Annotated in this window: 24 protein-coding genes and 2 tRNA genes; 8 read left to right on the top strand and 18 right to left on the bottom strand. The window is 39.5% G+C overall.

Annotation, left to right across the window (positions count from 1 at the left end; all coding sequences use genetic code 11):
- Positions 1–18: 18 nt before the first annotated feature.
- Positions 19–375, top strand: coding sequence for a hypothetical protein (locus AC504W_RS19980; protein ID WP_494873972.1), 357 nt, complete (start codon positions 19–21; stop codon positions 373–375).
- A 147-nt stretch (positions 376–522) separates the two neighbouring features.
- Here AC504W_RS19980 and AC504W_RS19985 read toward each other — a convergent pair whose 3' ends face one another.
- On the bottom strand, positions 523–4143 hold the full coding sequence (locus tag AC504W_RS19985) for a CHAT domain-containing protein (RefSeq protein WP_494873973.1): 3621 nt from the start codon (positions 4141–4143) through the stop codon (positions 523–525).
- A gap of 120 nt (positions 4144–4263) precedes the next feature.
- Between AC504W_RS19985 and AC504W_RS19990 the strand changes: the two genes are divergently transcribed.
- Positions 4264–4359 (top strand): hypothetical protein, encoded by a 96-nt coding sequence (locus AC504W_RS19990; protein WP_494879666.1) that lies wholly within the window; start codon positions 4264–4266, stop codon positions 4357–4359.
- 7 nt (positions 4360–4366) lie between these two features.
- Here AC504W_RS19990 and AC504W_RS19995 read toward each other — a convergent pair whose 3' ends face one another.
- The 6 genes from AC504W_RS19995 to AC504W_RS20020 form a co-directional block, all read right to left on the bottom strand.
- A complete protein-coding gene (locus tag AC504W_RS19995) occupies positions 4367–4573 on the bottom strand; it encodes an acetyltransferase (RefSeq protein WP_096579244.1) in 207 nt (68 codons plus the stop codon).
- Positions 4574–4603: 30 nt separating this feature from the next.
- On the bottom strand, positions 4604–4822 hold the full coding sequence (locus AC504W_RS20000) for a hypothetical protein (protein ID WP_494873974.1): 219 nt from the start codon (positions 4820–4822) through the stop codon (positions 4604–4606).
- A gap of 66 nt (positions 4823–4888) precedes the next feature.
- Positions 4889–5197 (bottom strand): DUF3181 family protein, encoded by a 309-nt coding sequence (locus AC504W_RS20005; RefSeq protein ID WP_494873975.1) that lies wholly within the window; start codon positions 5195–5197, stop codon positions 4889–4891.
- A gap of 122 nt (positions 5198–5319) precedes the next feature.
- Positions 5320–5577 (bottom strand): hypothetical protein, encoded by a 258-nt coding sequence (locus AC504W_RS20010; protein WP_494873976.1) that lies wholly within the window; start codon positions 5575–5577, stop codon positions 5320–5322.
- A 98-nt stretch (positions 5578–5675) separates the two neighbouring features.
- A complete protein-coding gene (locus AC504W_RS20015; RefSeq protein WP_494873977.1) occupies positions 5676–6053 on the bottom strand; it encodes a response regulator in 378 nt (125 codons plus the stop codon).
- On the bottom strand, positions 6043–7248 hold the full coding sequence (locus AC504W_RS20020) for a GAF domain-containing protein (RefSeq protein ID WP_494873978.1): 1206 nt from the start codon (positions 7246–7248) through the stop codon (positions 6043–6045). The genes AC504W_RS20015 and AC504W_RS20020 overlap by 11 nt, the downstream gene beginning before the upstream one ends.
- A 638-nt stretch (positions 7249–7886) precedes the next feature.
- On the opposite strand from AC504W_RS20020, the gene AC504W_RS20025 reads away from it, so the two are divergent.
- On the top strand, positions 7887–8084 hold the full coding sequence (locus AC504W_RS20025; RefSeq protein ID WP_096579258.1) for a DUF2795 domain-containing protein: 198 nt from the start codon (positions 7887–7889) through the stop codon (positions 8082–8084).
- A 1-nt stretch (position 8085) separates the two neighbouring features.
- Here the strand turns inward: AC504W_RS20025 and moaC are convergent, their stop codons facing one another.
- The gene (gene moaC / locus AC504W_RS20030) at positions 8086–8595 is read right to left on the bottom strand and encodes a cyclic pyranopterin monophosphate synthase MoaC (protein ID WP_494873979.1); all 510 of its coding nucleotides are present in this window, start codon (positions 8593–8595) and stop codon (positions 8086–8088) included.
- 37 nt (positions 8596–8632) lie between these two features.
- On the opposite strand from moaC, the gene AC504W_RS20035 reads away from it, so the two are divergent.
- Positions 8633–8706 (top strand) — tRNA-Arg (locus AC504W_RS20035).
- Between the two features lie 439 nt (positions 8707–9145).
- Positions 9146–9895, top strand: coding sequence for a sucrose-phosphate phosphatase (locus AC504W_RS20040; protein WP_494873980.1), 750 nt, complete (start codon positions 9146–9148; stop codon positions 9893–9895).
- Here the strand turns inward: AC504W_RS20040 and AC504W_RS20045 are convergent, their stop codons facing one another.
- From AC504W_RS20045 to AC504W_RS20070, 6 genes are all read right to left on the bottom strand, one after another.
- Complete coding sequence (locus AC504W_RS20045) at positions 9896–13213, bottom strand: WD40 domain-containing protein (protein WP_494873981.1); 3318 nt, start codon at positions 13211–13213, stop codon at positions 9896–9898. It lies immediately after the preceding gene.
- Between the two features lie 88 nt (positions 13214–13301).
- On the bottom strand, positions 13302–13871 hold the full coding sequence (locus tag AC504W_RS20050) for a Pycsar system effector family protein (RefSeq protein WP_494873982.1): 570 nt from the start codon (positions 13869–13871) through the stop codon (positions 13302–13304).
- A 576-nt stretch (positions 13872–14447) separates the two neighbouring features.
- Entirely contained in the window at positions 14448–15689 is a 1242-nt protein-coding gene (locus AC504W_RS20055) for an MFS transporter (RefSeq protein WP_494878706.1), read from the bottom strand.
- Positions 15690–15838: 149 nt separating this feature from the next.
- Positions 15839–16408: a Uma2 family endonuclease gene (locus tag AC504W_RS20060; protein ID WP_494873983.1), complete on the bottom strand. Its 570-nt coding sequence runs from the start codon at positions 16406–16408 to the stop codon at positions 15839–15841.
- A gap of 55 nt (positions 16409–16463) precedes the next feature.
- Positions 16464–17483, bottom strand: coding sequence for a glycosyltransferase family 2 protein (locus AC504W_RS20065; RefSeq protein WP_494873985.1), 1020 nt, complete (start codon positions 17481–17483; stop codon positions 16464–16466).
- A gap of 14 nt (positions 17484–17497) precedes the next feature.
- Complete coding sequence (locus tag AC504W_RS20070; protein WP_494873986.1) at positions 17498–18202, bottom strand: C40 family peptidase; 705 nt, start codon at positions 18200–18202, stop codon at positions 17498–17500.
- Between the two features lie 7 nt (positions 18203–18209).
- On the opposite strand from AC504W_RS20070, the gene AC504W_RS20075 reads away from it, so the two are divergent.
- Positions 18210–19148, top strand: coding sequence for a serine hydrolase (locus tag AC504W_RS20075; RefSeq protein WP_494873987.1), 939 nt, complete (start codon positions 18210–18212; stop codon positions 19146–19148).
- Positions 19149–19482: 334 nt separating this feature from the next.
- Here AC504W_RS20075 and AC504W_RS20080 read toward each other — a convergent pair whose 3' ends face one another.
- The 4 genes from AC504W_RS20080 to pds form a co-directional block, all read right to left on the bottom strand.
- On the bottom strand, positions 19483–20796 hold the full coding sequence (locus AC504W_RS20080) for an ABC transporter substrate-binding protein (RefSeq protein ID WP_494873988.1): 1314 nt from the start codon (positions 20794–20796) through the stop codon (positions 19483–19485).
- 195 nt (positions 20797–20991) lie between these two features.
- Positions 20992–21083: transfer RNA gene (locus AC504W_RS20085), tRNA-Ser, on the bottom strand.
- A gap of 111 nt (positions 21084–21194) precedes the next feature.
- The gene (crtB, locus tag AC504W_RS20090; protein WP_494873989.1) at positions 21195–22127 is read right to left on the bottom strand and encodes a 15-cis-phytoene synthase CrtB; all 933 of its coding nucleotides are present in this window, start codon (positions 22125–22127) and stop codon (positions 21195–21197) included.
- The gene (gene pds / locus AC504W_RS20095) at positions 22111–23550 is read right to left on the bottom strand and encodes a 15-cis-phytoene desaturase (RefSeq protein ID WP_494873990.1); all 1440 of its coding nucleotides are present in this window, start codon (positions 23548–23550) and stop codon (positions 22111–22113) included. The genes crtB and pds overlap by 17 nt, the downstream gene beginning before the upstream one ends.
- Positions 23551–23821: 271 nt before the next feature.
- On the opposite strand from pds, the gene nagZ reads away from it, so the two are divergent.
- Together nagZ and AC504W_RS20105 are read left to right on the top strand one after the other, a co-directional pair.
- Positions 23822–24910 carry a beta-N-acetylhexosaminidase gene (gene nagZ, locus AC504W_RS20100; protein ID WP_494873991.1) on the top strand — a complete coding sequence of 363 codons (1089 nt, stop codon included), beginning with the start codon at positions 23822–23824 and terminating at the stop codon, positions 24908–24910.
- A gap of 265 nt (positions 24911–25175) precedes the next feature.
- Positions 25176–26822 (top strand): B12-binding domain-containing radical SAM protein, encoded by a 1647-nt coding sequence (locus AC504W_RS20105; RefSeq protein ID WP_494873992.1) that lies wholly within the window; start codon positions 25176–25178, stop codon positions 26820–26822.
- Positions 26823–26827: the final 5 nt, after the last annotated feature.

Genomic DNA, 26827 nt, shown 5'->3' on the forward strand with positions numbered 1-26827 from the left:
GTTACTCTAAACAGCATAATGTCTACGACAAACCCCACAGCGTCTACACACTTACCAATCACTGCTTTTTGTTGCCAAAGTCACGATGTTGATTCAAAACATTACAACGTTGGTTCAAAACATGACAACATTCATTCAAAACGTTACAACGTTGGTGCAGAACATTACAATATTCATTCAGAACGTTACAACGTTGGTGCAGAACATTACAATATTCATTCAAAATGTTACAACGTTGCTTCAAAACATGACAATGTTGATGCAGAACATGACAACATTCATTCAAAACATAACAACGTTGGTTCACAACCTTACAACATTTGTGGCAAATGCTTATATATTCGCAACCACAACTTAAACAAAACTTATGAATAAATCACAATAAATTGCGATGAAAATCAAGAAATTCAATTTCTCAAACTCTTCTCCTCTGCGTGAAATAAAAATCATCCCCCCAATCAACAACACCAATACTTCCCTAGCACAGAAAAAACAAAACTGATAACTGATAACTGATAACTGTTACAGCCTATCTCGCGCTTGCCAAATTGCCTCACGCACCTCACCCGCGCACTCTTCACCCGTCGCCTCACACCAAATAGCTTGAAACTGACTTTCGCCTAACTGCTGAAGCATACGGGCTAATGATTGTATTCTTATATCTTCTAGGCTAATCAAATTTAATTTTTGCTCACAATAAATTACCCAACTCTGAATATATGTACGTAAAGCATCATTCCAATTTTTCTGAAATTCTAATGTTTCTCCCCATGCTGTCAGGGTCATAGCGGCAGCATACCAATTTTGCTTATTTTCAAAAATGTTAAATGCTTTTCTATAATAACTAATTGCTTCTATAAACTTGAATTGTTCCTGTGCTAGTCTTCCAAGTTGATAATATACTCTAGCTGCACTATAAAAATTGTGATTATCTTCAAAAATTTTTACTGATTTAAAATAGTAAGTTTTTGCATCTTCAAACTTAGCTTGTTGTTGCAGAATCATAGCAAGTTGATGATATACAGGAGCTACTTCCAGTAAATTACTGCCTTCTTCATAAATTTTACGAGCAATTTCATAGTAATTAAGAGCTTGTTGTAGCTTTTTTATGTCTTGATTTAGTCTACCAAGCTGGTGGTAGACTTTAGCAGCCATATAGGAGTCATTGTTTCGCTTGTAAATTTCAAGTGATAAATGATAGTAATGACTTGCTTCATCTAATAGTTCTTGTTTTTGAGCTATGATGCCCAAGTGCAAATACTCATAGGCCGCATGATAGTCATCACCCATCAACTTATAGAAACTCAGTGCTATTTTGTAATTTTGCTTTGCCTTTTGAAAACTTCTTTTTTCTTCTGCTATATGACCTATATTATGGTTGAATGCGGCAATCTCATACTTTATGGATTTATCATTTAATAGTTGCAGTTCATTCAAAATTTCTTCATAGATTTCTTCGGCTGTATCCCAGTCACCATTTTGAGATGCTTCATTTGCATCAATTCCTCTTAGGTGCCTCCAGAGAGCAAAAGCAGTTGCACCTTTTGCTTTAGCAAGGCTTACTTCTTTACCTAATACACTATATATCTTATTTCTCAACTGTCTGAACTCAACTGTACGTCCCTGTCGGTCATATAGTTCTCCTAAAGCTTGTATGATTAGTTGTACACTGTGCCAATCTTGTTGTTGTTGTGCTAGTCGTAAGTTTTGCAATAAATTTGGTTCTTCAATCTTTAAGAGCTTGGTTGCATACTGAGCGTTACTAATCATTTCCAAATCATGTCTAGCAGCTAAACCCGCATAAAAACCAACTATTCTTTGCTCTAATTCTTTATTAATTGATTTAGAATGAAATTCATCTAGTTTGTGCCTCAAATACCAGGGTAGAACAGGGTGAATTTTATAAATACTTAGACCAATATATTCAATAATTCCTGCATCTGATGCTTCATTTAAAATCAATTGCCAATCAAGTTTTTGTAGGTTTTCCCTGAAAATATCACGGTACTGTTGGGTAAAAGGATTACCAATTTCTGTATTCGATAAGTGAGCCAGAAACTCTGCACTAACCCGTTCCGAAAAAAATGCCAAAAACTGTAAATGTCGCCGCGCCTTCTCCGACAACTTAGCAAAAGAATAATCCAAGGACACCGTTAACGACTTATCCCTACCTTCCTCCTCTGCACCTTTAAAAGTATCCAACCCCAGCCGCAACGCTTCAATTAACTGAGTTGGTGTCTGCGTCTTTAAATGCGGTAACGCCACCCGCAATGATAAAGGATGTCCACCCAACAATTTCAATAATTCCAAATACTCTTTTGGTAAGTTCTTTCTCTCCACACCCACCGTTTGCAAAATCTTGGCGGCTAACTCTTGGGCATCGGCTTGAGATAATCCCTGCAAATTGATTAAACTATACCCACAATCAAGCCAAGGTTCTGCGCGGCGACTGGTAATTAATACCCAAGATTTACCGCTTTGTAATTCCTTGAGAAATTGTTTGAGATTGTTTCTTTCTTCTGCACTCAGTAAAGGTTCATTTCCCGTTGGGAAACCATTAACTGGTTCAAAGTTATCCCAAATTAACAAACAAGGCTGAGATTGCAAATATTTTAAGACGGCTCGTTGTTGTTGCGCTGCCTCATACTGGGAAAACTTATCTCCCCAAACGACTCTTCCGACTTCGTTTATTACCCGAATTAGTGACGCGCCAGACTCGAAGGAGGTAAAAAATATCTGCTTACGTCCTTGAGTTTCATCTAACCATTGGGCAAACCCTGCGGTTAGCTCAGTTTTACCTACACCTCCCATACCTTGCAACAGCACGATATTATTTTGGCGAAATGCTCGCTCTAACCGTAAAATGTCGTAGTCTCGCCCAATAAAACCGTAGCGTCCCTGTTCTGGGAACCCAAATAAATTACTGACAGGTTCTGCCAAAAAGTCATCAATATCAGTAAAGTCTTCTGTTTGATGATTGACTTTTGTAAACGGTGTGTAAGTTTCCTGCTGGTACAACACCGGAACCATCCAGTCAGCCAAGGGTAAATCACCTTTAGGACTGGGACGCAAACGTTGATTTATTACTTGTCGTCGTCCTGCTGCAACAGCGTTGGATACATCGGTTCCCGTGACTAGTTGCTGGTAAAATCTGCCGATGAAATGTTTGGCTGCTTCAGCTTGCACGTTATAAGCCATTGCAACTACGCCCATTGTCCCCAAAGATACCAAGCGTGTCGCCACAGAAGAAAAACTACCATCTCCTTCCTGTGCTGATTTACAAGCATTCAACACAAAAATCGGCACACGACAGTCATTTAAACTTTGAGCAATTTGGGCAGCAGTAATAATTTGAGGTGAACCATCGGTATTTTCAAACACCAATACTCCCTGGCCTTTGCTACCGTAGGAGTGTTGAAATCCAGTGCTGTTTTCGTCAAAGTCCCCATGTCCATCAAAATGGACGATATGGTAAAAACCTTTATGAGCATTTAGTTTTTGCTCAAATGCCTCAAAGCTTGGTGGACGCAGCACTTTCAGGTTGACATACTTTTGAATTGGTTTTAAGGCTTCGAGTAGAGGACGGGCGATAGTTTTTAAGGCGACATCTTTTTCGCCATAAGGACGGGAAACTACCAGTAAAATATTTAACTTGTCTTGGGGTAATTCTTGGAGATGCGATCGCACTGCATAACCGTTGAGACTGCGATACATTCCCCTTAAAGATGGTGCCAGAAATTGATAATCGGGGGTATACAGCAACTCCCAAGGCAAATTTAGTACCTTGGGATCATCAGAAGAAATATTAATTTCGCACTTGTCTAGTCCTTCCCTTGTAGCTTCTTGAAAAAAATCCCAAGCTTTAGTAGTGCGGGGAAACACTAACTCAAATAACTGCTGTCCCCACTCTTGAAACTTTAGCTCGATTTTCTTGGCTTGCTCAGGGAAAATACCATAAGGAAAAGGTAAATACTCTTCTAAGTACCAGCGTAATTCAGTTAATGTCTGTTCATCAAATGGATGCTCAAAGGTGACTGGAGGTGCTGAACGTGGTGCAGATTGTTCTCTTTGCCAGGAAAGTTGGATTTTGTCATCTTGGTGAGTAATCCGCAACCAATTCTGCGCCATAACTACTTCTATCACTGGTTAGTTAATCTGATGGTAACTTAACTCAGTAATTGACGTAGAGGTCGGTTGATTACGTAAAATTGACACTATTTTTATGGTCTGTTCCCAAGCTTTCCTGGCATCTTTATTGGACTGATCAATAAACCTGATAATACGGCGATCGCCTATAAATTTTCATCGGTGGAAGTTAAACAACTTAACTTCCCGCAGGTTTGCACACCGATAAATTGAGCAGCTTTTACTCCCGATAGTTAGCATCTAACCAACAGCGCGGTAAACTTTCACCAGAAGGAAAAACGAGATTTTCTTTAGAAAAGGAATCATTATCTTGTTCTTCTTGACCTTTTTGGTCTTTTCCATGAACGATATTCACATTCGGGTCGATTAATTCCTGAATATCAGTAATTTTGACTAAATCGCTCGTATCTTTGATTTGTAGCAACATAATTAACCTCTGTAAGTAGATGGTTCAAAATTATTTACCAGAAGCTTCAACTAATTTTTTAAAGTGCATATATGCTTGTTCTGGTGTCAGCGGTTGAGATTCTTGTTCGTTAGGTATATAGTATTGTCTGCTATCAGGAAAATAACGCACCACAAAGCTAGGTATAAGATGTAACTCTAAGGCTTTTTTTCCTAGTTGATCAGCTGTTTCCGCCAGAGTATATTCATCATGAAATTTATAGGCATTCATATCTATCACCTCCTAAAAATAGGGGTGTTAAAAGCAAAAAATTATGGAACAATTAAAGTCCAAAAATTAAAATTCGCGCTGATATTTTTCTAAAATATCTACGATATTCACCTGACATTGCAGGGGAAGTAAATCAATTAGGGCTAGTTCTCTTCTCCCGCCGCCTATTTTTACAGGTATAGATTCCAACACTTTAGTTACGCTGTCTTCATTGACTGCGTTAGAAGTAATTAAAGGATATAATTGCTCGGCGACAACGGTATGTAATTTGGCATCAGATAAATAGAGATGCCACTTGGCAATATCTATATAGACATTTTCGCCAATTTCCGCTGCTAGGGCTTCTAGTAATTCTGCGGTGTTAGTCTTAGCCATAAAAATCACCCTATATTTAAGGAAGAGTGCCAGATTTCAGCCTATATAATCATTATCGCTCAAGTACTCAAGCTAACTCTACTCCCACAGGTTACATAAGCCCTAGCATGGACTGTCTGTCTTCAGGTGGATTTAGGCGGTATGGATGAATAGTTGGCGATCGCGGCAATATACACTAGATGCACCAACAAAACTATTACCCAGCCTGTGGTCAATAACGGTAACCACTGCCAATCTGTTGTTTTCAAAATATGAAAGAACCAAAGACCAGAGTTAATTGTGGCAGCTACAGCGACATGGACAGCAAAATTCATTCGGTCATCTAACCTGCGAAATTCGGGGTCGCTGCGATCGGGTTTGCGAGGCCAACGAGGAGGCATAAATATTTGTTACAAATTTCAATACACTTGATTATTTTAAATTGTTTGGGAGTGTACTTGCTATCGTCTGGGAAGAATGCCAAGTCGCAACTTTAACTTCAAGAATTTTTGTAAGCAGACTCAATAGTTTTTAACAACTCTGGAATGTCATAGGGTTTAGAAATAAAATGAGCAATTCCCAAGGAAGAAGCTAATTCGTCTAGATAACCATGTGCTGTGGCTAACACGACGGCTATTTTTATCCCTTGTGCTTGGAGGTGCTTATATACTTCAACTCCTGTGAGTTTTGGCATTCTATTATCTAAAATTAATAAATCTGGCTGCTCTTTGATCACTATTTCTAGCGCTTCCTCACCATTCTTTGCTTCCCTGACTTCCCAACCTTCCTCTTCTAAAAGAAAACTCAGCATCGCTCGACTATCATCGTCATCGTCTGCAATTAGTATTTTGCGCTTCCCTGAAGGATTACTGTTCATCTTTAATGCTTTTGATTGGTAGATACAAAACCTGTGAAGTCGGTGTTGATTGAGAGATATTCAAGACTGAATTCGCGATGAAACTAATTTGCGCTAACTCAGAATTAGGAATTTCCTTTACTACTACTTTGACTGTTCCACCTTTACCTGCATGATCAAGAGCTTGGAGAAAATAACGCAGCAACTGGCGTAAAAGACTCCTCGGATCAGCAACTACTATGATTGGTTCGTACCAGTCAGTAACTACTTGTACCTGACGAATCACAGCTTCTGTCGAGAGAAGATCCACTAAATTGGATATATTATCAGTCAATGACACAGGTTGGAGTGTACCAATCTCGAAGGATGCTAAATTGCGCCAAATTTCCGCACGACGACGAAATATTTGAATTGATTGTTCAGCCTGACGCAGCAATTGTATCGCGTAATCTAAACGGTTAACTGCTACCATCCGCGAAACGATTTCTAATTTTAAACGTGCAGCCTGATGTGCTTGGACAATATCTTGACGTAATTCTTCTAGTGGTTGATATTCATTGGGATTGGACTCTAAAACCCGACGCACATCTTTTTCTAAGTTAGCAATTAATAATTCTGCTTCAACTCCGTGAGAAGCACACAGCAATATTTCTTTCAGGCGTTCTCTAGCATCTGCGCGTCGTAAAGAGATACTCAAAACTCCGATAATGTTCTGTTTATCATCACGTAGGGGAATTCCCTGACATGTAAACGGATGGAACCCATCAATGAAATGCTCTGCACTAATAATTTCTATATAATCTGCTTCTGCTAATGGTGTACCGACACCATTAGCACCAGCTACAGCCTCCGATAACAAAGAACCAGGGCCAGGAAAAGGTTCTGGCCCCTGTACAGTCTGTTTGTCACCCACTACATCCAGCACGATCGCTTCACTATCGCCTAACATAACTGCATGATGCTCTGTCCCCGCTGCTTGTGAGAGCATACGGATATAAGGAGCAGCAATTTGAATCAAAGTCCGCTTCTGATCGAGCAATCGCTCTGTAGCTAGGCTGGATAGCTTTTCGGCTTGCAGAGCTTGAGGGTTCGCGCCTTGTAAATGCGATCGCTCCCAAGCACGATAGATAGTTGAGCGCAACATCTGAGCCGGAATCGTACCAGTAGATTTATATACACGCCGAGCTTCTAAGATATCTAGTTCTGGAGGGGACATAGCTTTAATACCCCTTGGCTGATAAATTTCAGCTTGATATTTTCATCCTAAGCTTTTATAGCGTTTCTAACTCCGGTGCGGTACAAAATTACCTCTCCCTTTAGCAAGTGGCGTGAGGGTGCGCGACAGCGCGGGTGGAGTATATTTTATGTGCTTGAGAACCGCTATATAGCAATTTTGTGATAACTAGTACAACAAGGCAAAAGTAAAAAGGCAAAAGTAAAAAGAAAGAATAACGATACCACAAGCCTTTTAGCAATTCCAGATAGTCTGTTTATTTAAGCCGACCTGTACTAGCAAATTCTTTAACTAATCATAAAATATAAGTAAATTTTAGTATCAAAAAAACTTATTTATTTATAATTAAGGCTTTTGTGATATTCCTTAAATCTACTCAAAAATATCTCATTCATTCATTTAAAAAAATTGTATATCTGAATAATATTTTTCTAAAACAGTAGTTATGAATACCAAATAATCGTCCATAATAATAAATATAAAGTTTTCTGCTAAATACATCAATCATTTGAGTGATATTTAAATTTATTTTTGTGATAAATGATTCTTCTATTTGATAGAGGAAGGCCATATCTCCACTTGTGAACATGGTAATAACCAATAAGATATAGGTGGCGAAAATGGCTAAAGCAAACCCAGTGGAGATTCAAAAAAACTTAAAGGGAATTGACTATCCCGCAAGTAAAGAAAAATTAGTTAAACACGCTCAAAAACAAGGAGCAGATCGCAAGGTTCTATCATTATTAGAGCAGTTGCCAGATGACGAAGAATTTGACAATCCCACCGATGTTAACAAAGCTATAGGTGAGATTGAATAGCCTATAGTTCTGATGCGGAGTAATCTCCTGATTTCCCACCAGTTTTACTAATTAAATGAATTGATTCAATTTGAATCGACTTTTCTAAGGCTTTCGCCATATCGTATAAAGTCAACGCTGCTACAGAAACGGCGGTTAAAGCTTCCATTTCCACACCAGTTTCAGCTTTGGTTTTAACGGTAGCTTGGATGAGATAACCAGGTAATTGGGAATCGGGGGTAATTTCCACAGTTACTTTTTGCAATGGTAGGGGATGACACAAGGGAATTAAATTCGCTGTTTGTTTGGCAGCCATAATCCCTGCTATCCTCGCCGTGGCTAACACATCACCTTTAGGAGTATTGCCAGCCTGAATGGCATTTAAAGTTTCTGGCAGCATCCGCACTCTCGCCACAGCCACAGCTTGGCGGACTGTGGACGCTTTGCCAGAAACATCTACCATCTGTGCTTGCCCTTGGGAATCTAGATGGGTTAACTCGGCAGAAAAATTTTTTGGAGAATAGTCTTGCATCGTTTGGGAATATAGTGCTAATATATTTTTCTGGCAGGGGCGTGTAGCTCAGTGGACTAGAGCACGTGGCTACGGACCACGGTGTCGGGGGTTCGAATCCCTCCTCGCCCGTTTGATAAGGCAAAAGTAAAAAAGCAAAAGGTAAAAGAATTATATTCAATTATCTTTTGCTTTTTCAATTCATAATCTCTACCATCTGAGAGATCAGTGTATCCTCACAATAGTGGAATAATATCAATACTAAATTATTGATATTTTTAATGGTGTATTGAATGTAAGTTACTCTTTCCCAATTTCAAAAAAATATTGTGTGACCAAATCTAAAGTTGTGATATGATTTAGCCTGTTTAGCCAAGTTTAAAATTTTTTGATTGAGAAACACGGTTTAAACATAAGTAGGGCAAAGAAAATACTTTGAATACTCAAAAACCTTGCCAATCAAGTCTATCAACGACTAAAGATAAGATTCAAATAAGATTAACATTTTGATTGAATTTATTTATCCGAATATTTTTAAAATCATATAGTTAATATTTCAAGAGGCAGAGTTATGAAACAGTTTCTTTTCATCACGGATCTGGACTATACACTGATAGGTGATGATGATGCAATGGCAAAACTAAATCAGCAGCTAGAATTGCATCGTCAGCAATATGGTACTAAAATCGTTTACTCAACTGGTCGCTCACCTTTTCTTTTCCAAAAACTTGCCAAAGAAAAAACACTATTAGATCCAGATATACTAGTTTGTTCTGTAGGCACAGAAATTTATATCAATGGTAGTCAAAACCCTGATTCTACATGGTCAGATAAACTTTCTCAAGCTTGGGATAGAGATTTAGTAAAAAAAATATCTGCAAATTTTACTGAATTGAAACCTCAACCCGCAAGTGAACAAAGAGATTTTAAAGTTAGCTATCTTCTTAAAGAAGAAATTGCTGGAAAAGTCGTACCAGAGTTAGAACGTGCTTTGTTAGAACAGGAATTAGATATTCAAGTTATTTATAGCGGTGGTAAAGATTTAGATATTTTGCCACGTCATGCAAATAAAGGTATGGCGATGACCTTTGTACGGCAACATTTAGAAATAGATGTAGCAAAAACCGTTGCTTGTGGAGATTCTGGTAATGATATTGCTTTGTTTGCTAACAGGGAAGAGAAAGGTATTATTGTTGGCAATGCAAGACAGGAATTGCTAGATTGGCATGAGGCTAACCCAAACCCAAATCGTTATTTAGCAACAGCCAAGTTTGCCAATGGAATTGAAGAAGGATTGCAATATTTTGGATTTTTAGAATAATTAACTAAATTGTTGAGTAATTTTCGCTCCTATTGAAGCTCCTAATTCTTCTATAGCAGACATTTGGGCTGAGTCTAAATTAAAAACACCAAAAATACTCATCCCCTCGTATGGTTTGCCAAGTTCTATAGTATGAATACTAATATTAATTTCTCCTCCTACCTCCCAAAACTTGATAGTCTGGTCTTGGCTACAGCTAATTAGTTGTTTACCATCAGGAGTAAATACTACAGATTCAACAGCACGTTTATGTCCTTTAAATGTCTTGATAGGTATCATATTTTCCTGATCAATTATCTTCCACAGCGTAATAATGTGATTATGTCCAGCACTAGCTATAATTTCGCCTTTGGGATGAAAAGCAACAGTCAGTATTTTTTGATCTTCATTCTTATTATCAAGAATTTTGCGATTCTCAACATCCCACAATTTTAATTTCCTATCAAAACCTCCGCTAACCAATAGGTTGCTATCTGGGCTAAAAGCAATGCTATGAACTTGGTCTGTATGAGGATTTTGACCACCCTTTATCGGGTAGCTGATATTATTTTCTAAGTCTATCAGACAAATAGTTTTATCCCGACTACTACTAGCTAGGTAGCGATTATTTGGACTAAAAGCCAGAGATAACACTCTGTCATAATGTTGAAAAAATTCTTGCAAAGGTTGAGGATCTGTTATATCTGTTACATCCCATAAAATAATTCTATTATCATTTCCGGCACTAGCCAATATACCTCCTTGTGGATGAAACGCAATACACCGAACACGTTTATTATGTCTTTTGATTTCATCATTACCGCTCAATTCACTAACGTATCTCCACTCTCCTTCTTGTAACTGCCACAAATAGATTTGATTGTCTTCTCCACAACTAGCTAAAATATCTGCTTTTGGGTTAAACGCTACTGACCAAACCCAATTATCATGTTTGGAAAGAGTTTGACAGGGAATATGTGTGCGTTCATGATAATTCCAAATATGAATTTGATTATCTTCACCTCCACAAGCAAAAGTTTTACTTTCACCATCTCTACTAAATGCTACTGACCAGATACGATTAGCATATCCCATCAATTCCTGCTTACATTTCCATTTCCATACTCCTTTTTCCTTATCCCAAAACCTATTCCAAAGTTTGACTGTACGTCCATCACCACCACTTACTAAAAGTTGAACATCATCAGACTTTGGAGAAAATGCTAAACTTCGGATCGAATGTTCGTGACCCTCCAATGTGTCTATCCATTTTTTTTCAGATAGATTCCATAGCCTAATTTTGTGTTCGCTTTTTTCATTTGGATTATTATCGATACATCCAACAGCAAGAATATTCCCATCCTTACTAAATGCTAGTGTTCGTACTTGACTAATTTTTGTTTCAAACTCAATTTCTATAAATTGGCGAGGGTATTGTTGAAGATACAAAATTTTTAACTTACCATCTTCTCCCCCACTAGCTAAGATATCTGCTTTTGGGTTAAATGTAATACATCTTACTACTCCTTCATGTACCTTCCTACTTAAATCTTGCTTACGATTGGTTTGCTCTATATGCCAAAGATTTATCTCTCCATCCCGATTACCACTAGCAATACAATCGTCATTAATAAACGTCATACAAGATACATTATGAGCATTTAAAGTGCCATTTTGCTCATGACCATTTAAATATATATCCTGATGATGACTATGATTAATTTTTAAGAAGTGTATGGCATTATCACCATCTCCTCCAATTGCAAGAGTATTTCCATCAGGGCTAAATGCTACTGATAATATACGTGTTGTCCAATTTTCTGGATGTGGTTGAATAGGAATCAGTTTCATTTTATTATCTGAAGATATTGCAATTTCTCGTAACGTAACACTACCGTCTTCTGCTCCCCAAGCTAACATTTGATTATGTTTTTCATTTTTTCCAAAAGCAACTGACCAAATCTGATTTCCTCGTTCATTATTAAAACCACATAGTTCCAAGGTCTCTGTATTATGAACTCTAATTGAACCATGAGCGTCACCTGTCGCAAAATATTTACCATCAGCATCAAAAGCAATGGCATGAATGCAACCTAATGGTTGAGAAAACTTAGATTTTTCTAGGTCAGATTTACTAAAATCGACTCCTGTTAAAATAGCTTTTGTTAAATCTGCATTCCAAATAGAGATGTTTGAGAGATCGTAGTATCTAAAATCTTTTCTTAGGTCAAGTTGCAACAATAAATTTATCAGATTTCCTGCTACATAATTACCCAATAATTGTCTATTGTAATGATGCTGCTGTCGCAAGGTACAGAATATCTCATGAATATGTTCACCAAGCTTTGACTTATCGTCAATATCTTTACCAAACTTTGAATTACCGTCTTGAGATTGAAGAGTTGTTAATAGTTCTTCTTGAAGCAATTTAGGTACATCTTCTCGTTTTAATATTTTCAGAATTGAATAGTCTTTTAATATATCTAATTTATTTGTACTAATTTCTTCTTTCTTTGTACTAATTTCTTTAACAATAGCTTGAATGATTATTTCTTGAAAAAAATCATTAAAGTTATCTGCTAAAGTAAACCTTGTTACAGAACCATATTTGTGTTCTATAATTAATTCTTGTTCCACTAATTTTTGTAGATTATCTTCACTATTATCAGGTGCTTTATCACCAGATTCAAGTCCAATTTGATAGACTAGTTGCTTTTCCCTGTCATTTAATTGCTCGAAGTATTCCAATAAATTATCATAGATAATTTTGCAACGGTGAGCTTGAAATTGATTTTTATTTTTATCATTTACAGTTTCTTCATCACCAAATTTTTTTCGTATCTCTGGTGAAAAGGAGTTATGTGTTTCTACGTCAACAACAAAATATTTTCCTGGTTCTGCATCTGCTTCTAGCCGATAAGCCTTGACAATAGTGTAGCCTGTCAAGGTTTCAGCATCATAGTTTTCAACAAGTTCGCCAGTTGCAGCACCAATGCGGAACCGTCTTTGTGCTGATACTTCGGTTTGCTTATCATTATGTGATTGAGTAGCTTTATGAACGGCTTTGGCAAATTTATAAGCTTCATCAGCATTATCTAAGATAATCACAGCGTTATCTCCATTGGTTGCTTGAACCACATCTTCACGCTTCTTATTTATTGCCTCTAACCCTTTATCAATAAAGTTTTGAATATGTCCGTTGATGAATGGCAAAAGATTCAAATCATCACAACCAAATTGTTGTCTGAATTTTTGACAAAATTCTTCTACTTCTCTAACAATTTCACTGTATCCCTTAAGATCAATTTCAACTACAGTTTTTCTGACAGATTTATTCATGGTTTATTAGTAAAACAATGGTAGGTTTTGGGGTTGATGATTTTTATCGAAATTCTTATTTATAATGTTTTATAAATTGCATTCTTATTTATAATGTTTTATAAATTGCCAAGCTAATTAAAATTGAACAAGGAAGTACTAAAATCGATAAAATTAACATATAAATTGCATAAGTAAATATTCTAAATTTTAAAAATGTAATTCTAGCATTAATAGTAATTTGGCTGGCTATATCTTTGTATTCTTTTTTAAAAGGTTTCATATTGTTATCAAAATAATACTTATTTAAAACTTTAAGTAATCCTTGAGAATTGTATTTTTGTAAATCGCCAAAAAAATACAGGTTATCTGTATCTCTGATTGCAGATGTAGAATTTCTCTCAGATATTGTTTGTACCCATAGCAACCGCTCTAAGTTTGTTTTAGGAATAAATGAGAGAGAACAGATTAGGGCGGAAATACAAAGCAGAGATGTTGTTAATAATAATCCAATATGTAAAGAGCTTGGAAGCTTTTCTACTGTAGCTAAAAGGGTGATAGTTGCGGTAATTCCAGCACCAGAAAAAGCAAGTAAAACAGCATTTTTAGCTTCTGCAAATTTTAGCCATTCATTAACATTCTGAAAAATAACTAGTAGTTTACTGCTAATTTCATCCATAAAATAGTTGTTTGTCTAATTCATTAATTATATTTATGGGGTTATGTTTTTATGTCTATCTTTAATTAAAATGACATGCAAACGACTTATAAATAGCAATCTCATTTGATTTACAAACTCACTTTTCAAGATAAGAAACAAGGCAAAGAGGTGTTTGTATATCTTATGCAGATTACTCTAGCGATGACAAGTTTTGCAGAAGTGTTAAAAAATAACACTTCCACAGATTCTAAGAGCTAACCAATAGCCATAAATGAACTGTATTTATTTACTATTTAAGAAACACGTAATAACTAGCATTATAAACTATAAATCCCGAAATAATGTTTCAATTAACAAGAGCAATAGTAGTAAATGTGTGATTTTTAAGCGATATTTAAAAAATATGAAAAAATATGAAATTTATAGAAAATATTTGTATTTTGCATTGTAGAAAAGTTGCAAAAAATTCACAAAGCTCAAATACTATAAGAAACAAGATAATAGATCCTAAAAAGAATCTTTAATTTTTTATATATTTATAGAGAGGCAAAATTTCACCTCTCTACAAATCAAATCTTGTTAACGACTAAACATTTAACTCACGTCAAAATGATTCAACGAAAAGGCATCTTCACCGCGGCCGATCGCAAAGCGTAAGGAACTAGTAAGACTTTTGTTGGATAAGGTGAGGAAAATCAGCAGTGCTAAAAAAGTTAAGGTGGCACTATAAGCAAACATATTGCGGTAGCCGACAAACTCACTGACATAGCCAAATATAGGCGCAGCGATCGCAATTCCCAAATCAAATCCAGCCATACAAATAGCAAATATTTGTCCACGTTCTTGGGGTAGTGAACGGTCTGCCATCATTGTTGTAATCATAGAAATCATTGTGCCACCACCGCAGCCTTCCGCGATCGCAGAGATTAAAAAAGCATTGGTGCTGTTGGCCTGCCATAGTAATACACAAGCCAAAGTATAAGCCGCAATCCCAAAGGTAATAAACAAACCTCGACCGAAGCGATCGCTGGCTCGACCAGCAAACACCCTGATTGTAAAACTAGAAATGGCAGAAACTGTGAAAAACCAGCCACCATTGAAACTTACTTCAGTAGATTTAATAAATAACGACACAAAGATATGCACAGCACCAACCGATGTACCCACGAGTAACATCACCAATGCAGGAACTCTCACCCTTGGACTAGCCAAGATTTGCCAAAAGTTACTATTTTGGCGTTCCGATTGGTATTGTGAATTTAATGGTGGGTTAATAACTTGTGATGCACACAATAGTCCAATGAAAGCGATTGTGGCGGTAAACAAAAATAAACGTGAGTAGCCAGAAGTTTCTTGTAAATATCCACCAATTGCTGGCCCCACAGCTAAACCAATGGGAGCCGTTAAACTCATATAACTAATAATTTCTCCACGAATGGCCACAGGCGCTAAATCAGCTACCAAAGCAGTGTAACCAGTAGTAAAAGCTGCAATGCTAATTCCGTGAAAAATCCGCAGCCAGAATAATAAGGGGATGGATGTAAAGACTAAATAGCCAAAAGGTGCGATCGCAGCTACTGCTGTCCCAATTAATAAAACAAGTTTACGTCCCCGTTTATCTGCTAGTTTGCCCAGCATTGGACGAAACAGCAGTAAACCAATGGCAAAGCCACCCATAACTATGCCAATTTCTTGCTTACTACCACCCACATCTTGAATGTATAGCGGTAGCGTCGGTAAAAAAGCAGCCGTGCTTGACCAGAATAACAAACCTGCCGCAAATAAAATCAGCAGGTTTCGCCGCAAGCCAGTATCAAATGTATTAAAAGCTTTCAAGGGAGATGCAAAGAACACTAACTATAATTGCTCTAATATTTTTACGTTAGTTAATATTTTTCGCCACTACTGCCCGTATCCAAGTAGTTATTAAAGCAATTTGAAGCAAGTATGAGAGGATAAAAGCAGAGGTACAGCATTAATTTTACTTAGCGATATTCAAATACTACATCTTCGTAAAGTTCTGCAATTGTCGCCTCAAAATTAATACTATTGAGTCGAAAAGTTTTGTCTTGGGATGTGTATGTTTGTAGAACCCAAAAACCATCATCATTAAGCCGAAAACATTCAATTCGTTGGCGTTTTATATTAATTAAAACGTATTCTTTTAAGCTTTCTATTGTTTGATAATCCGCGAATTTATCCCCCCGGTCGAAAGCTTCAGTAGATTCAGATAAAACTTCAACAATTAAACAGGGAAATCTTTTATATACAGGTGTTTCTTGGTCTCGTAAATCGCAAGTTACCATCACATCAGGATAGTAGTATCGATTCAAAGATTCAATTCGAGCTTTCATCGCCAGAATATAAACACGGCATTCAGAACCGCGTAACTGATTTCTTAAAAGTACGCCAAGATTCCCCGCAATTGTAACGTGGGAATCTATTGATCCATCTAGTGTAGATATATACCCGTCGATATATTCATGTTTAATGGAGCTTATTTCCTCCATTTGCAGATATTCTTCGGGTGAGATGTAGTTGGGTGAGGCTAACATAATAAGTCAAAAGGCAAAAAGAAAAACCTACTAATAATGTTAATTACGAATTACATTAAGTTGGGTTATTTTTATTTTCAACTACTTCCCGCACTCGATAGATAGGTCTTCCTTGAGATTCATGGTAAGTACGCATCAACAACTCTGCCAACAAACCAAAGCAAAATAGTTGTACACCAGTTACTAATAATAAAACTGCCAAAATTAGCAAAGGACGATTACCAATCATTTCACCCAATGCAAACTTGACAAAAGTCAAATAAATTCCTATCCCCACACCCAAAGCCATCGAAATCAAACCCAATAAACCAAAAACGTGCATCGGGCGGGTGAGGAACTTTTTCATAAACAAAATAGTTAATAAATCCATTAACACCCGAAAAGTCCGCGAGATGCCGTATTTACTCCGACCAAATCGCCTCGCGTGGTGACGTACAGGCATTTCTGTAATTCTTGCGCCTTCAATATAAGCCAGGGCTGGCAAAAATCGGTGTAATTCGCCGTAGAGGTGCATATCTGCCACTAATTCTGAGCGATAGGCTTTGAGGGAACAGCCATAGTCATGAATATAAACGCTAGTAGTACGACGAATCAGCCAATTCGCAATTTTAGAAGGAAGTAAGCGATTTACCGCGCCATCTTGGCGTTTTTGCCGCCAACCGCTAACCAAATCGTAACCTTCATCCAACTTTGCCAATAGCATCGGGATATCAGCCGGATCATTTTGCAAGTCAGCATCTAAAGTGACAACGGCTTTACCCACTGCATAGTTAAACCCAGCAGACATAGCTGCGGTTTGACCATAATTGCGCCGCAGAATTACCGCTTTTAAATCACTGCGAATTTGCGCTTGTTGTTTGAGAAATTCTGCCGAACCATCTGTGGAACCATCATCGACACAGATGATTTCATAACTAATTTGACTATTAGATAAAGTAGATGCGATCGCCTCTAATAAATGTGGTAAACTCTCCACCTCATCACGCACCGGCACTACTACCGATACTGCTGGTACATTTGCGGAAATTGCCTTATTTTCCTCATTCATTCTCTCTGGAATCAACCCACTCCTCATAACTCTCTGCGTCCTCAGCGCCTCTGTGGTTCGTAACTTTTCACAACTCTGCCAGCACCGCGTAGCTGCTGATAATATGACCGACTCACCGCATCTCCCTGTTCCGAAAGAACATCAATCCCAATCCCATTCCGTCCTTGTGCTTTTCCCGAACTATGGATATAAGCACCATCGCCCACATAAAGCCCGACATGAGTCGCTTTTTCTGGCGTGCCAAAAAATACTAAATCTCCTAGTGTTAATTCTGATAGCTTGACTGGTTGAACAAAAGCTTCTTGCTGATAAGCATCTCTTGGTAGCCAAATTCCCACTGAGACAAACGCCGCCTGCATCAAGCCAGAACAGTCATAATTTGGCCCCACTGTCCCACCCCAAAGATACTCATTAGATTGCTGCATAGCTTTTTGGGCAAAAGCAATCACCTGGGGAAGTAGTTTTTTAATTTCAGTTTCCGCCAATGTTGCAGCTTGATAATATACAGTAGCAGGTTGTAATAAACCTAAATCAGCAAACGACACCCAGCCTGGATAATCATCCTCACATAAATACACCTCAACCGCTGTATCCTGATGATTTGATGTTACCTGTAAATGTCGCCCAGCAGCAGCTTGAGTTGCCAAGCCCGTACATTCTGGAGAATCGTATAAGTTGAGGTTTGCGAGACACTGGTATTCAGATGCGGTCAAATTGAGGATTTGGGATTCTGGATTAGAGAGCATTATTTCGATGGTTTTCTTTAGAAAAGACGAACAACTGGAAAATTTGGGTAATGGCATTTTAGAAGCAACTTGGGCAACATTTCCGACATTAGCCCAAAATCAAATTGCTTTGACTTGGGTTGTCTACGATCCGCCAGTACTCGTAAATACTGGTGGCGCTTTAACTCCCGATGCCTTTTGGAATCACCCAGTCCGTGGTTTTACTTATCGCGGTGTGGAACGGATTTATCCCGCGAGTGTGGTTAAGTTATTTTACTTGGTTGCAGTAAATGAATGGCTAGAAAAAGGCATGATCCAAACCTCGAAGGAATTGGAGAGAGCCTTGGGCGATATGATAGTTGATTCTAGTAATGATGCGACCAGTTTAGTGGTAGATATTTTAACTGGTACTACTTCCGGGCCAGAGTTATCACCAGGGCCTTTTGAAACTTGGAAGCAACAACGTCATATTGTTAACCGCTACTACCAATCTTTGGGTTGGGAGGAAATGGAGACAATTAATGTTTGCCAAAAAACTTGGGGTGATGGCCCTTATGGACGGGAAAGGGCATTTTATGGGGAGATGTTTGAGAATCGCAATATGTTGACGACAAATGCGATCGCTCGTGTGGTACATAGTATCGTGGGTGGGGTCGCGGTTTCGAGTGGGCGATCGCAAGCTATGATGAATCTACTCAAGCGCAGTACCAACCCCGAAGATTTACCTAAAGATGTTGAAGAAGACCAAATCACAGGTTTTATCGGTGGTGGTTTACCGCAAAACGCGCAAATTTGGTCAAAAGCAGGTTGGACAAGTCAAGTACGTCACGATGCAGCGTATATTGAAATACCTAATAAATCTCCTTATTTGCTAGTAGTTTTTACTGAAGGTAAAGCCAATGCTACCAACCGCGATATTCTACCTTTTGTTTCAAAACTAGTTGCAGAAGCCATTAGCAATCTGTGAAGTTTTTAGCAGCCCTGAATAAATCACAAACAAACTACTCCCCACTCCCTAAAAGTAAAAAAGCAAAAGGCAAAAGAATATTCTTTTGCCTTTTTAAGTAGAACGGTGCAAATAAACCGAACTATGTAACAAAAAGTAAAGTGGATTGAAAACCTCTTCCCTCCTGCCCTTCGGGTTTAGCAGTTGCTCATGGGGGAAACCCCCAAGACCGTACTGCTTCACCTTCTGCCCTTCGGGTTCGGCAGTCCCCCATCGACGGGAACCGCCAAGACGGGGGCTGCCTCACCTCCTGCCTTGTCATAACGACAATTTTTAACACCTACCTACTTAATCGCTATTTAGGTGTAACTTTATCTATCACGCTAATTTTGCCGTCATCTCCTACAGTCCAAACGTCATAAACACCGAGGACATCACCGTTAGCATCAACATCTACGTTGCCACTAGCACCTTGGTAGTTAATCGTTTTACCTTCTTTGAGTAGCTTTAACCCTTCACAAACATCAGTAACTTCTGTACCTGAGCCAGCCGCAACTTCCCGAATTTTACTGGAAATACCCACACCTGTGTTGTCTTTAGCGGCTTGTGCTGCCAAGACTAACAATGCAGCTGCATCCCAGGCTTGGGGTGCGTATTCTCCCGGTGAACCACCTTTTTTCTCTTTCCACAATTTGTTAAAAGCTTCTAAGGCTTTGCCATCGGAACCTGGTACTGTACCTAGCGCTCCAGTTAAGATAAATTTGCCATCGCTCCCTTTACCTACTTGTTCTGGGAAGGTAGGTGATTTCACGCCATCTGTCAGCAGAACTTGGACTCCCTTGGTCAAACCTTGTTGATAGGCTGCTTTTAAGAGTAGACTACCTGTCTCTGCATAAAGTACAGCAACTACTGCATCTGGCTTACCAGCAAACGCCGCCGCCGCTTCGGTGTCAAAGGTTTGGGCTTTGGGGTCGTAACGCACTGGGTTATTTTTATTAACCACTGTGCCACCTAATTTTTCAAAAGTTTCGACAAATGCTTTTTCAAAACCCACACCGTAATCGTTATTAATTACGACTGTGGAAACGCGTTTAAAACCTTTTTTGTTAGCTAATTGCGCTAATGCCAGCGCTTGGTAAGTATCCGGGGGTGCAGTCCGCGCCCAAAATCCTTTAAAGTCGCCTTTTTTCGCTTTATCTGTAAATACAGGACTGGTACTACCAGGAGACACTATCATGACTTTATTTGGTACAGCAACAGAAACCGCTGCTGTGGAAACACTACTAGCAAAGGAACCGACTACACCTGCAACTTTATCTAGAGTTGCCAGTTTGGTCATCCCAGCTGCACCGGCTTTGGGGTCGGTTTGGTCGTCTACTTGTACGAGTGTGACGTTTTTGCCATTGACTCCTCCACAAGCATTGACGGTATCCACTAGTAAAGGCACAGAACCTACCATCTGCTGACCAATGGAAGCTAAATCACCTGTTGTTGGTAGTAGTGTCCCAATTTTTAACCCATCAGTACTGCTGGTTGTATTGGTTGAGTTAGCGGTTGGGGAAGTAGTACTGGTGGTATTGCTGGTATTGGCATTATCGCAAGCTGCCATCAAAAAGCCTGTAGCTATGGTAGCTACACTCAAGGCTAGGGCAGTAGTAATTCTTGGCATAATTTACTTTCACTCCTCTGATATGCAGGAGTCTGAAAGCAAGTTTCAAACTATGTTTCAGGTTAGCTTGATCTTAACAGACTCCAAATGTTAAATAATAACATCTACCATCAGGAGCATCTGTGTTAATGCTGACATTAATATTAATATTTGTTTAATAATGTGCAGTACTGAGTGCTACATACTGCCGAAAAACGGAGAGGGAGGGATTCGAACCCTCGGTACGGAGTTGCCTGCCGTACAACAGATTAGCAATCTGCCGCTTTCGACCACTCAGCCACCTCTCCAGGGTCACGAATATTAATGATAGCAGTTTTTTAGAGAAAGTCAAACAATTTTTAGTCAATGGTCAATAGTCAATAGTTATTAGATTTTGACTATGGACTATTGACTGTGGACTAAAGTACTTGCGATCGCATCCATGCCACGGGTAAAGTAGATAACTTTCGCCACTGGGGGACGTAGGCTCGCTGATTGAACACGTCATAATCGTTGCGTTCAATGACATTTAAAATGCCACTGTAGTGCATTAACGCTGCCCAAACGGGTAAACGCGCATCAGGAGATAGATAAGCAATACCTCTTTCTGCCTTGCGATAAAATTGTTCTGCCCGTGCAATTTGAAAGCGCATGAGAGAACGCCAGCGGTCATCTATGACACCTTTCAACAGGTCTTGCTCGGTGTAATTAAATCTTGCCAAGTCTTCTAACGGAAGATAAATTCGCCCCCGCCTTGCATCTTCTCCCACATCTCTTAAGATGTTGGTCAGTTGTTTAGCAATTCCTAGAGCAATTTCTTCTTGAGTGGGAATATAAGAGGGTTGTTCGCGGTTCCACGGTGCTGTATTGCTGGTATTATCCAACCCCATGATTGCAGTTGACATCAAGCCGACAGTACCAGCCACCCGATAACAGTAGAGGTATAGCTCCTCAAAAGTTTCGTAGCGACTGCGGTACAAGTCCATTCTCTGTCCAGCAATCATGTCCCGAAAGGGCTGAATGTCCATTGGAAAGCGTTGCACCGTATCAACCAAAGCTACATCATAATTTTCGACTGGGTGTCCAGCAAAAATTGATTCTAGCTGCTGCTCCCATTGATCTAGGGTTTCTGGTGTGGTAAGAGCAGATGCAGGGCCATCCACTAGTTCATCTGTACGGCGACACCAAGCATAAATAGCCCAAACAGCAGGGCGTTTTTCTTTACTCAAAAGCAAAGTACTCAGGTAGAAAGTTGCGGAGTACTTGGCGATAAGTTGCCGACAAAGTTTGTATGACTCGTCTACAGAGACCAGCGTTTTCATGCGCGGGGGGGAATCAGGCAGTTGCAGCATTCGTTGCAGGCGTTCGGGTTAGCGTTTGTAGGTTTGAGGCACTGGCCTCTGGCAGCGATTCACAAATCGCCTGCGCTGTTAGCTTACCAGAAAGTACGGCCCCTTCCATACTGCCTAGGTAGCGTTGCATGGTGTAACTCCCGCTGAGAAAGAAATTGGCTATGGGAGTTTTTTGGGGAGGACGGTACTGTTGGCGACCAGGAGTCGCTTTGTAAACTGAACGCGGCGTTTTCACTACATGAGATTTCAACAGTTTGGCTGGATTATCTTTCCCAAAGTGTTCGGGTAAGAGTTTTTCCAACTCAGTCATAGTTGCAGCAACAATTTCCTCGTCAGATTTGCTAATCCAATCTTTAGCAGGAGCCAGAACTAATTCCAGCATTGAGCGATCTGGGTTAGCATATTCTCGACAAGTGTTGCTCATATCAGCATAAACGCTGAGGAGGGGCGATCGCGAAAAAAGTAGTTGATCAATGTCTGTTAATTTCCGATCAAACCAGAGATGGAGGTTAATTACTGGTACACCTTCTAAGCCTTCTAGTTTTTGGAAGCACTCCACTTGCTTCCAAGGTTCTGGCAACATGACTTTTAAGGCATCAACTGACATAGCTGATACGTAAAAGTCTGCCGTCACAATTTCATCTGGTTCGCCATTTAACCCGCGCAACAAAAATTCTTTGACTGTCCCATCGGGGTTGAGGACAATTTGTTTGAGGGGTGCATTTAACCGGACTTGGCCGCCACCTGCGGTAATGTAATCAACGATTGGTTGACACAATCTTTCGGTGGGTGAACCATCCAAAAAGGCGATTTTGGAGCCATATCGCTCTTGCAAAAAGCGATTTAGGGCTGTTAATAAAATTGTGGATGAGACTTCATCGGGGTTGATAAAGGTGAGGGCTTTAGAAGCAGCAATAAATACGTCACTTGCTACCCGTTCTCCAATACCTTGTCTTTTCAACCACTCAGCAAAGCTGTACTTGTCCATCTCTTCGACATATTTTTGACCGCGCACGATGGCTGGAAGCAAGCCGATAGCGAACCTAATCTTCTGCTCCCAAGTCAACATATCGTTGTTGCGAAGAATCGAGGCAATAATGTTAAACGGAGAGGGAATATCGGGAACATCAAACCGTGAGAGTGTTCCGGGTTTTTCTGGTTGATTAAAAATTAGTGTATGCTCTTTCCACTGGAGGCGGTCTTCAATGCCTAACTCCTTGAGCAATTGCAGCATATTGGGGTATGCCCCAAAGAAGGCGTGTAACCCGGTTTCGTACCAGTCGCCGTCAGAGTCTTTCCATGCTGCTACCAGGCCACCCAATACGTCCCGACGCTCTAAGACAATGGGAGTGTGACCTGCGTCTATAAGATATTTCGCGCAGGAAAGTCCTGCTAGACCAGCGCCAGCGATCGCTACTCGCATTTAAACCTACTGTTGTTCAATATTTCTTAATGGTTTTGCCGTTCTCATTATACGTTGCAAACCGTTACATTTGGCAGTGATTGTGCGATCGCTTACCTAAAAACTTCTGCGAAGAGGGATTTAAGGGCTAGAGGCTAAAGGCTAGGAACAAAAAATGTACTATTTTTTACTCATGATTTCATTAATCAACATTTTTTTAGCTCATCATGAGAAAATCAAAACGTTTCTTCTCTAGCCTCAAAATTTAAACAACAATTATAGGTAATAAATTATGCCAGGATCACGGGAGCTAGAACTATTCGGAAATCATCTGATTCTCGGTATTTCCGGCACAAAATTGAGTGATGATGATAAACGGGCGCTCAGTGAATTAAAACCTGTCGGTGTGATATTTTTTGGAAAAAACTTTATAGATGGCGTTCCTTATCAGGCGTGGTTAGCCAGCTTTCAAGAACTTATAGACCAAATTCGTGAATATGCAGAACGCGATTCAATGTTCATGACTTTAGATCATGAAGGTGGGCGTGTAGTCCGTACACCTTTACCAATTACAAGATTTCCTTATGCGGCGTTGTTGCGATCGCAAGCTAAAGAAGTAGCAAAAGCTACAGCTAGAGAGTTGAAATCACTGGGAATCAACGTATCTTGGTCGCCTGTCGCTGATATTTACTCTAATCCGCATAACCCGGTAATTGGGACGCGTGCATTTGGTAATACACCAGAAACCGCTGCACAAGGAGCGTTGGCATATTATTTAGGGCTGCAAGAGTCTGGTATTTTAGGCTGTGCCAAGCATTTTCCGGGACATGGAGATACTAGTACAGATTCTCATTTTGAGTTACCAGTGCTGAATTTAACTGTACAAGATTTGCGCGATCGCGAACTAATACCTTTTAAAGCTTTGATTGATGCTCAAATTCCCTTAATTATGACAACTCACATTTTATTTCCCCAAATTGACCCAGATGTCCCGGCGACTATTTCGCAACGGATTTTGAAGAATATCCTCCGAGAAGAACTAGGGTTTGAAGGTGTAGTTGTCTCCGATGACCTAGATATGAAAGCAATCTCCGATAGGTTTACCCAAAGCGGAACTGTCGCCTGCGCCTTTAACGCTGGTTGTGACTTGTTTATCCTCTCGCGCAATATCAATTCATCGTCTTTAGAACGTACTTATTACATGGCGGGAGATTTTGCTGATGCTCTCAGTAACGGTAACTTAAAGAAAGAGGTAGTGACCGCAGCTAGGCAAAGAATTGAAAATTTGTTAGCACAAACACCGCAATATATTGTTCATGCTTTAGATAAAGCTACATTACTACAACATGCAGAGTTAGCGATCGCTTGTTCTTTCTCATAAAACTTCACTCAATTAGCCGCGGAAATTTTATTCAAATCTCCAACGCTTGATTCTCTCTGGGTGAGATGAATTATATTTTGTTAAGTTATACTGAGAGATGGTTGAAAGTTTGCTTTTAAACGCAGAGGCTGGCGGAGGTAAACGCAAAGTTACGCAGAGTCTGTGTGTAATTTTTTCGCTATAAAAATATAGATGAAATTGATTGCGGAGAACGCAGTACATCTTAAATAGACTAGGAAAATCAACAATTAAGAATTATTTTGCAATGACCTCATCTGTATTTGCTGCTGAACGTCTTTTATTTACTCAAACTACTCCTGATAGTGATGCAATACCTCTAATTTTTGCCTTTCCGAATGAATATAGTGTGGGTATTACTAGCCTTGGTTATCAGGTAGTTTGGGCAAATTTAGCAACGCGCGATGATGTGCAGGTGAGTCGTCTATTTACTGATATACATGAACAACTTCCTAGACAGCCAGAAATTGTGGGATTTTCGATTTCTTGGGAATTAGATTATGTGAATATTTTAAATTTACTTGAATCTTTAGATATTCCGATTCGGGCAAATTTGCGTAATGATTCGCACCCTATCATTTTTGGTGGTGGCCCAGTTTTGACGGCTAATCCTGAGCCTTTTGCTGATTTTTTTGATATTATATTGTTAGGAGATGGCGAAAATCTGTTGGGAGATTTTGTTGAAGCTTACAAAGAAGTTAGACACGCTCCTAGACAAATTCAGTTAAAAAGATTGGCACAAGTACCGGGGATTTATATTCCAAGTTTGTATGAGGTGGAATATCAAACACCCGATGGTGAGGTTAAGTCAATTAAGCCGATTGATTCAGATGTTCCAGCAATTGTGCAGAAGCAAACTTATCGCGATAATATTCTCTCAGCTTCAACAGTGGTAACTGAAAAAGCTGCTTGGGAAAATATTTACATGGTGGAGGTGGTGCGGAGTTGTCCAGAAATGTGCCGCTTTTGTTTGGCAAGTTATCTGACTTTACCATTTAGAACAGCCAGCCTCGAAGGTTCATTAATGCCAGCGATTGAACGAGGGTTAAAAGTAACAAACCGCTTGGGATTATTGGGCGCTTCTGTCACACAACATCCAGAGTTTGAGGAGTTATTAAATTATATTAGTCAACCAAAATTTGATGATGTGCGGCTGAGTATTGCTTCCGTGAGAACTAATACAGTAACGGTGCAGTTGGCTCAAACTTTAGCAAAACGAGACACGCGATCGCTTACCATTGCTGTAGAAAGTGGTTCCGATAAACTGCGGCAAATTATCAACAAAAAGCTGCAAAACGATGAAATCATCCAAGCGGCGATAAATGCTAAAGCAGGCGGACTCTCCAGCTTGAAACTTTACGGGATGGTGGGTATTCCTGGGGAAGAGGCAGAAGATTTAGACGCAACTGTAGCAATGATGCGGAGTATTAAAAAAGCTGCGCCAGGACTGCGGTTAAGCTTTGGTTGTAGCACGTTTGTGCCGAAATCGCACACACCATTTCAATGGTTTGGCGTAAATCGTCAAGCAGAGAAGCGGTTGCAGCTTTTACAAAAACAACTCAAACCCCAGGGGATAGATTTTCGTCCCGAAAGTTATAACTGGTCTATCATACAGGCTTTGTTATCCAGAGGCGATCGCCGCTTATCCCAACTTCTCGAACTCACCCGCGACTTTGGCGACTCCTTGGGTAGTTACAAACGCGCCTTCAAGCAACTTAAAGGACAAATCCCCGATTTAGATTTCTACGTTCATAATAATTGGTCAACATCTCAAGTCTTGCCTTGGAGCCACTTGCAAGGGCCGCTACCGCAGTCTACACTACTAAAGCACTTGGATGAGGCTACCAGTCATTTCCGTTCAGCCCCCAAAGAACTGCAACCCTTAAATTCATAGTCAAA

It is taken from the genome of Nostoc sp. C96, assembly GCF_059384975.1.

Coding starts and splice junctions, on each gene's coding strand:
- moaC (WP_494873979.1), bottom strand. CDS start 8,595: ATGCAAGACTATTCTCCAAAAAATTTTTCTGCCGAGTTAACCCATCTA.
- AC504W_RS20015 (WP_494873977.1), bottom strand. CDS start 6,053: ATGAACAGTAATCCTTCAGGGAAGCGCAAAATACTAATTGCAGACGAT.
- AC504W_RS20025 (WP_096579258.1), top strand. CDS start 7,887: ATGGCTAAAGCAAACCCAGTGGAGATTCAAAAAAACTTAAAGGGAATT.
- AC504W_RS20075 (WP_494873987.1), top strand. CDS start 18,210: ATGGTTTTCTTTAGAAAAGACGAACAACTGGAAAATTTGGGTAATGGC.
- AC504W_RS20020 (WP_494873978.1), bottom strand. CDS start 7,248: ATGTCCCCTCCAGAACTAGATATCTTAGAAGCTCGGCGTGTATATAAA.
- AC504W_RS20060 (WP_494873983.1), bottom strand. CDS start 16,408: ATGTTAGCCTCACCCAACTACATCTCACCCGAAGAATATCTGCAAATG.
- crtB (WP_494873989.1), bottom strand. CDS start 22,127: ATGCTGCAACTGCCTGATTCCCCCCCGCGCATGAAAACGCTGGTCTCT.
- nagZ (WP_494873991.1), top strand. CDS start 23,822: ATGCCAGGATCACGGGAGCTAGAACTATTCGGAAATCATCTGATTCTC.
- pds (WP_494873990.1), bottom strand. CDS start 23,550: ATGCGAGTAGCGATCGCTGGCGCTGGTCTAGCAGGACTTTCCTGCGCG.
- AC504W_RS20005 (WP_494873975.1), bottom strand. CDS start 5,197: ATGGCTAAGACTAACACCGCAGAATTACTAGAAGCCCTAGCAGCGGAA.
- AC504W_RS19980 (WP_494873972.1), top strand. CDS start 19: ATGTCTACGACAAACCCCACAGCGTCTACACACTTACCAATCACTGCT.
- AC504W_RS20000 (WP_494873974.1), bottom strand. CDS start 4,822: ATGAATGCCTATAAATTTCATGATGAATATACTCTGGCGGAAACAGCT.
- AC504W_RS20050 (WP_494873982.1), bottom strand. CDS start 13,871: ATGGATGAAATTAGCAGTAAACTACTAGTTATTTTTCAGAATGTTAAT.
- AC504W_RS20065 (WP_494873985.1), bottom strand. CDS start 17,483: ATGAGGAGTGGGTTGATTCCAGAGAGAATGAATGAGGAAAATAAGGCA.
- AC504W_RS20080 (WP_494873988.1), bottom strand. CDS start 20,796: ATGCCAAGAATTACTACTGCCCTAGCCTTGAGTGTAGCTACCATAGCT.
- AC504W_RS20045 (WP_494873981.1), bottom strand. CDS start 13,213: ATGAATAAATCTGTCAGAAAAACTGTAGTTGAAATTGATCTTAAGGGA.
- AC504W_RS20010 (WP_494873976.1), bottom strand. CDS start 5,577: ATGCCTCCTCGTTGGCCTCGCAAACCCGATCGCAGCGACCCCGAATTT.
- AC504W_RS19995 (WP_096579244.1), bottom strand. CDS start 4,573: ATGTTGCTACAAATCAAAGATACGAGCGATTTAGTCAAAATTACTGAT.
- AC504W_RS20105 (WP_494873992.1), top strand. CDS start 25,176: ATGACCTCATCTGTATTTGCTGCTGAACGTCTTTTATTTACTCAAACT.
- AC504W_RS20070 (WP_494873986.1), bottom strand. CDS start 18,202: ATGCTCTCTAATCCAGAATCCCAAATCCTCAATTTGACCGCATCTGAA.
- AC504W_RS20040 (WP_494873980.1), top strand. CDS start 9,146: ATGAAACAGTTTCTTTTCATCACGGATCTGGACTATACACTGATAGGT.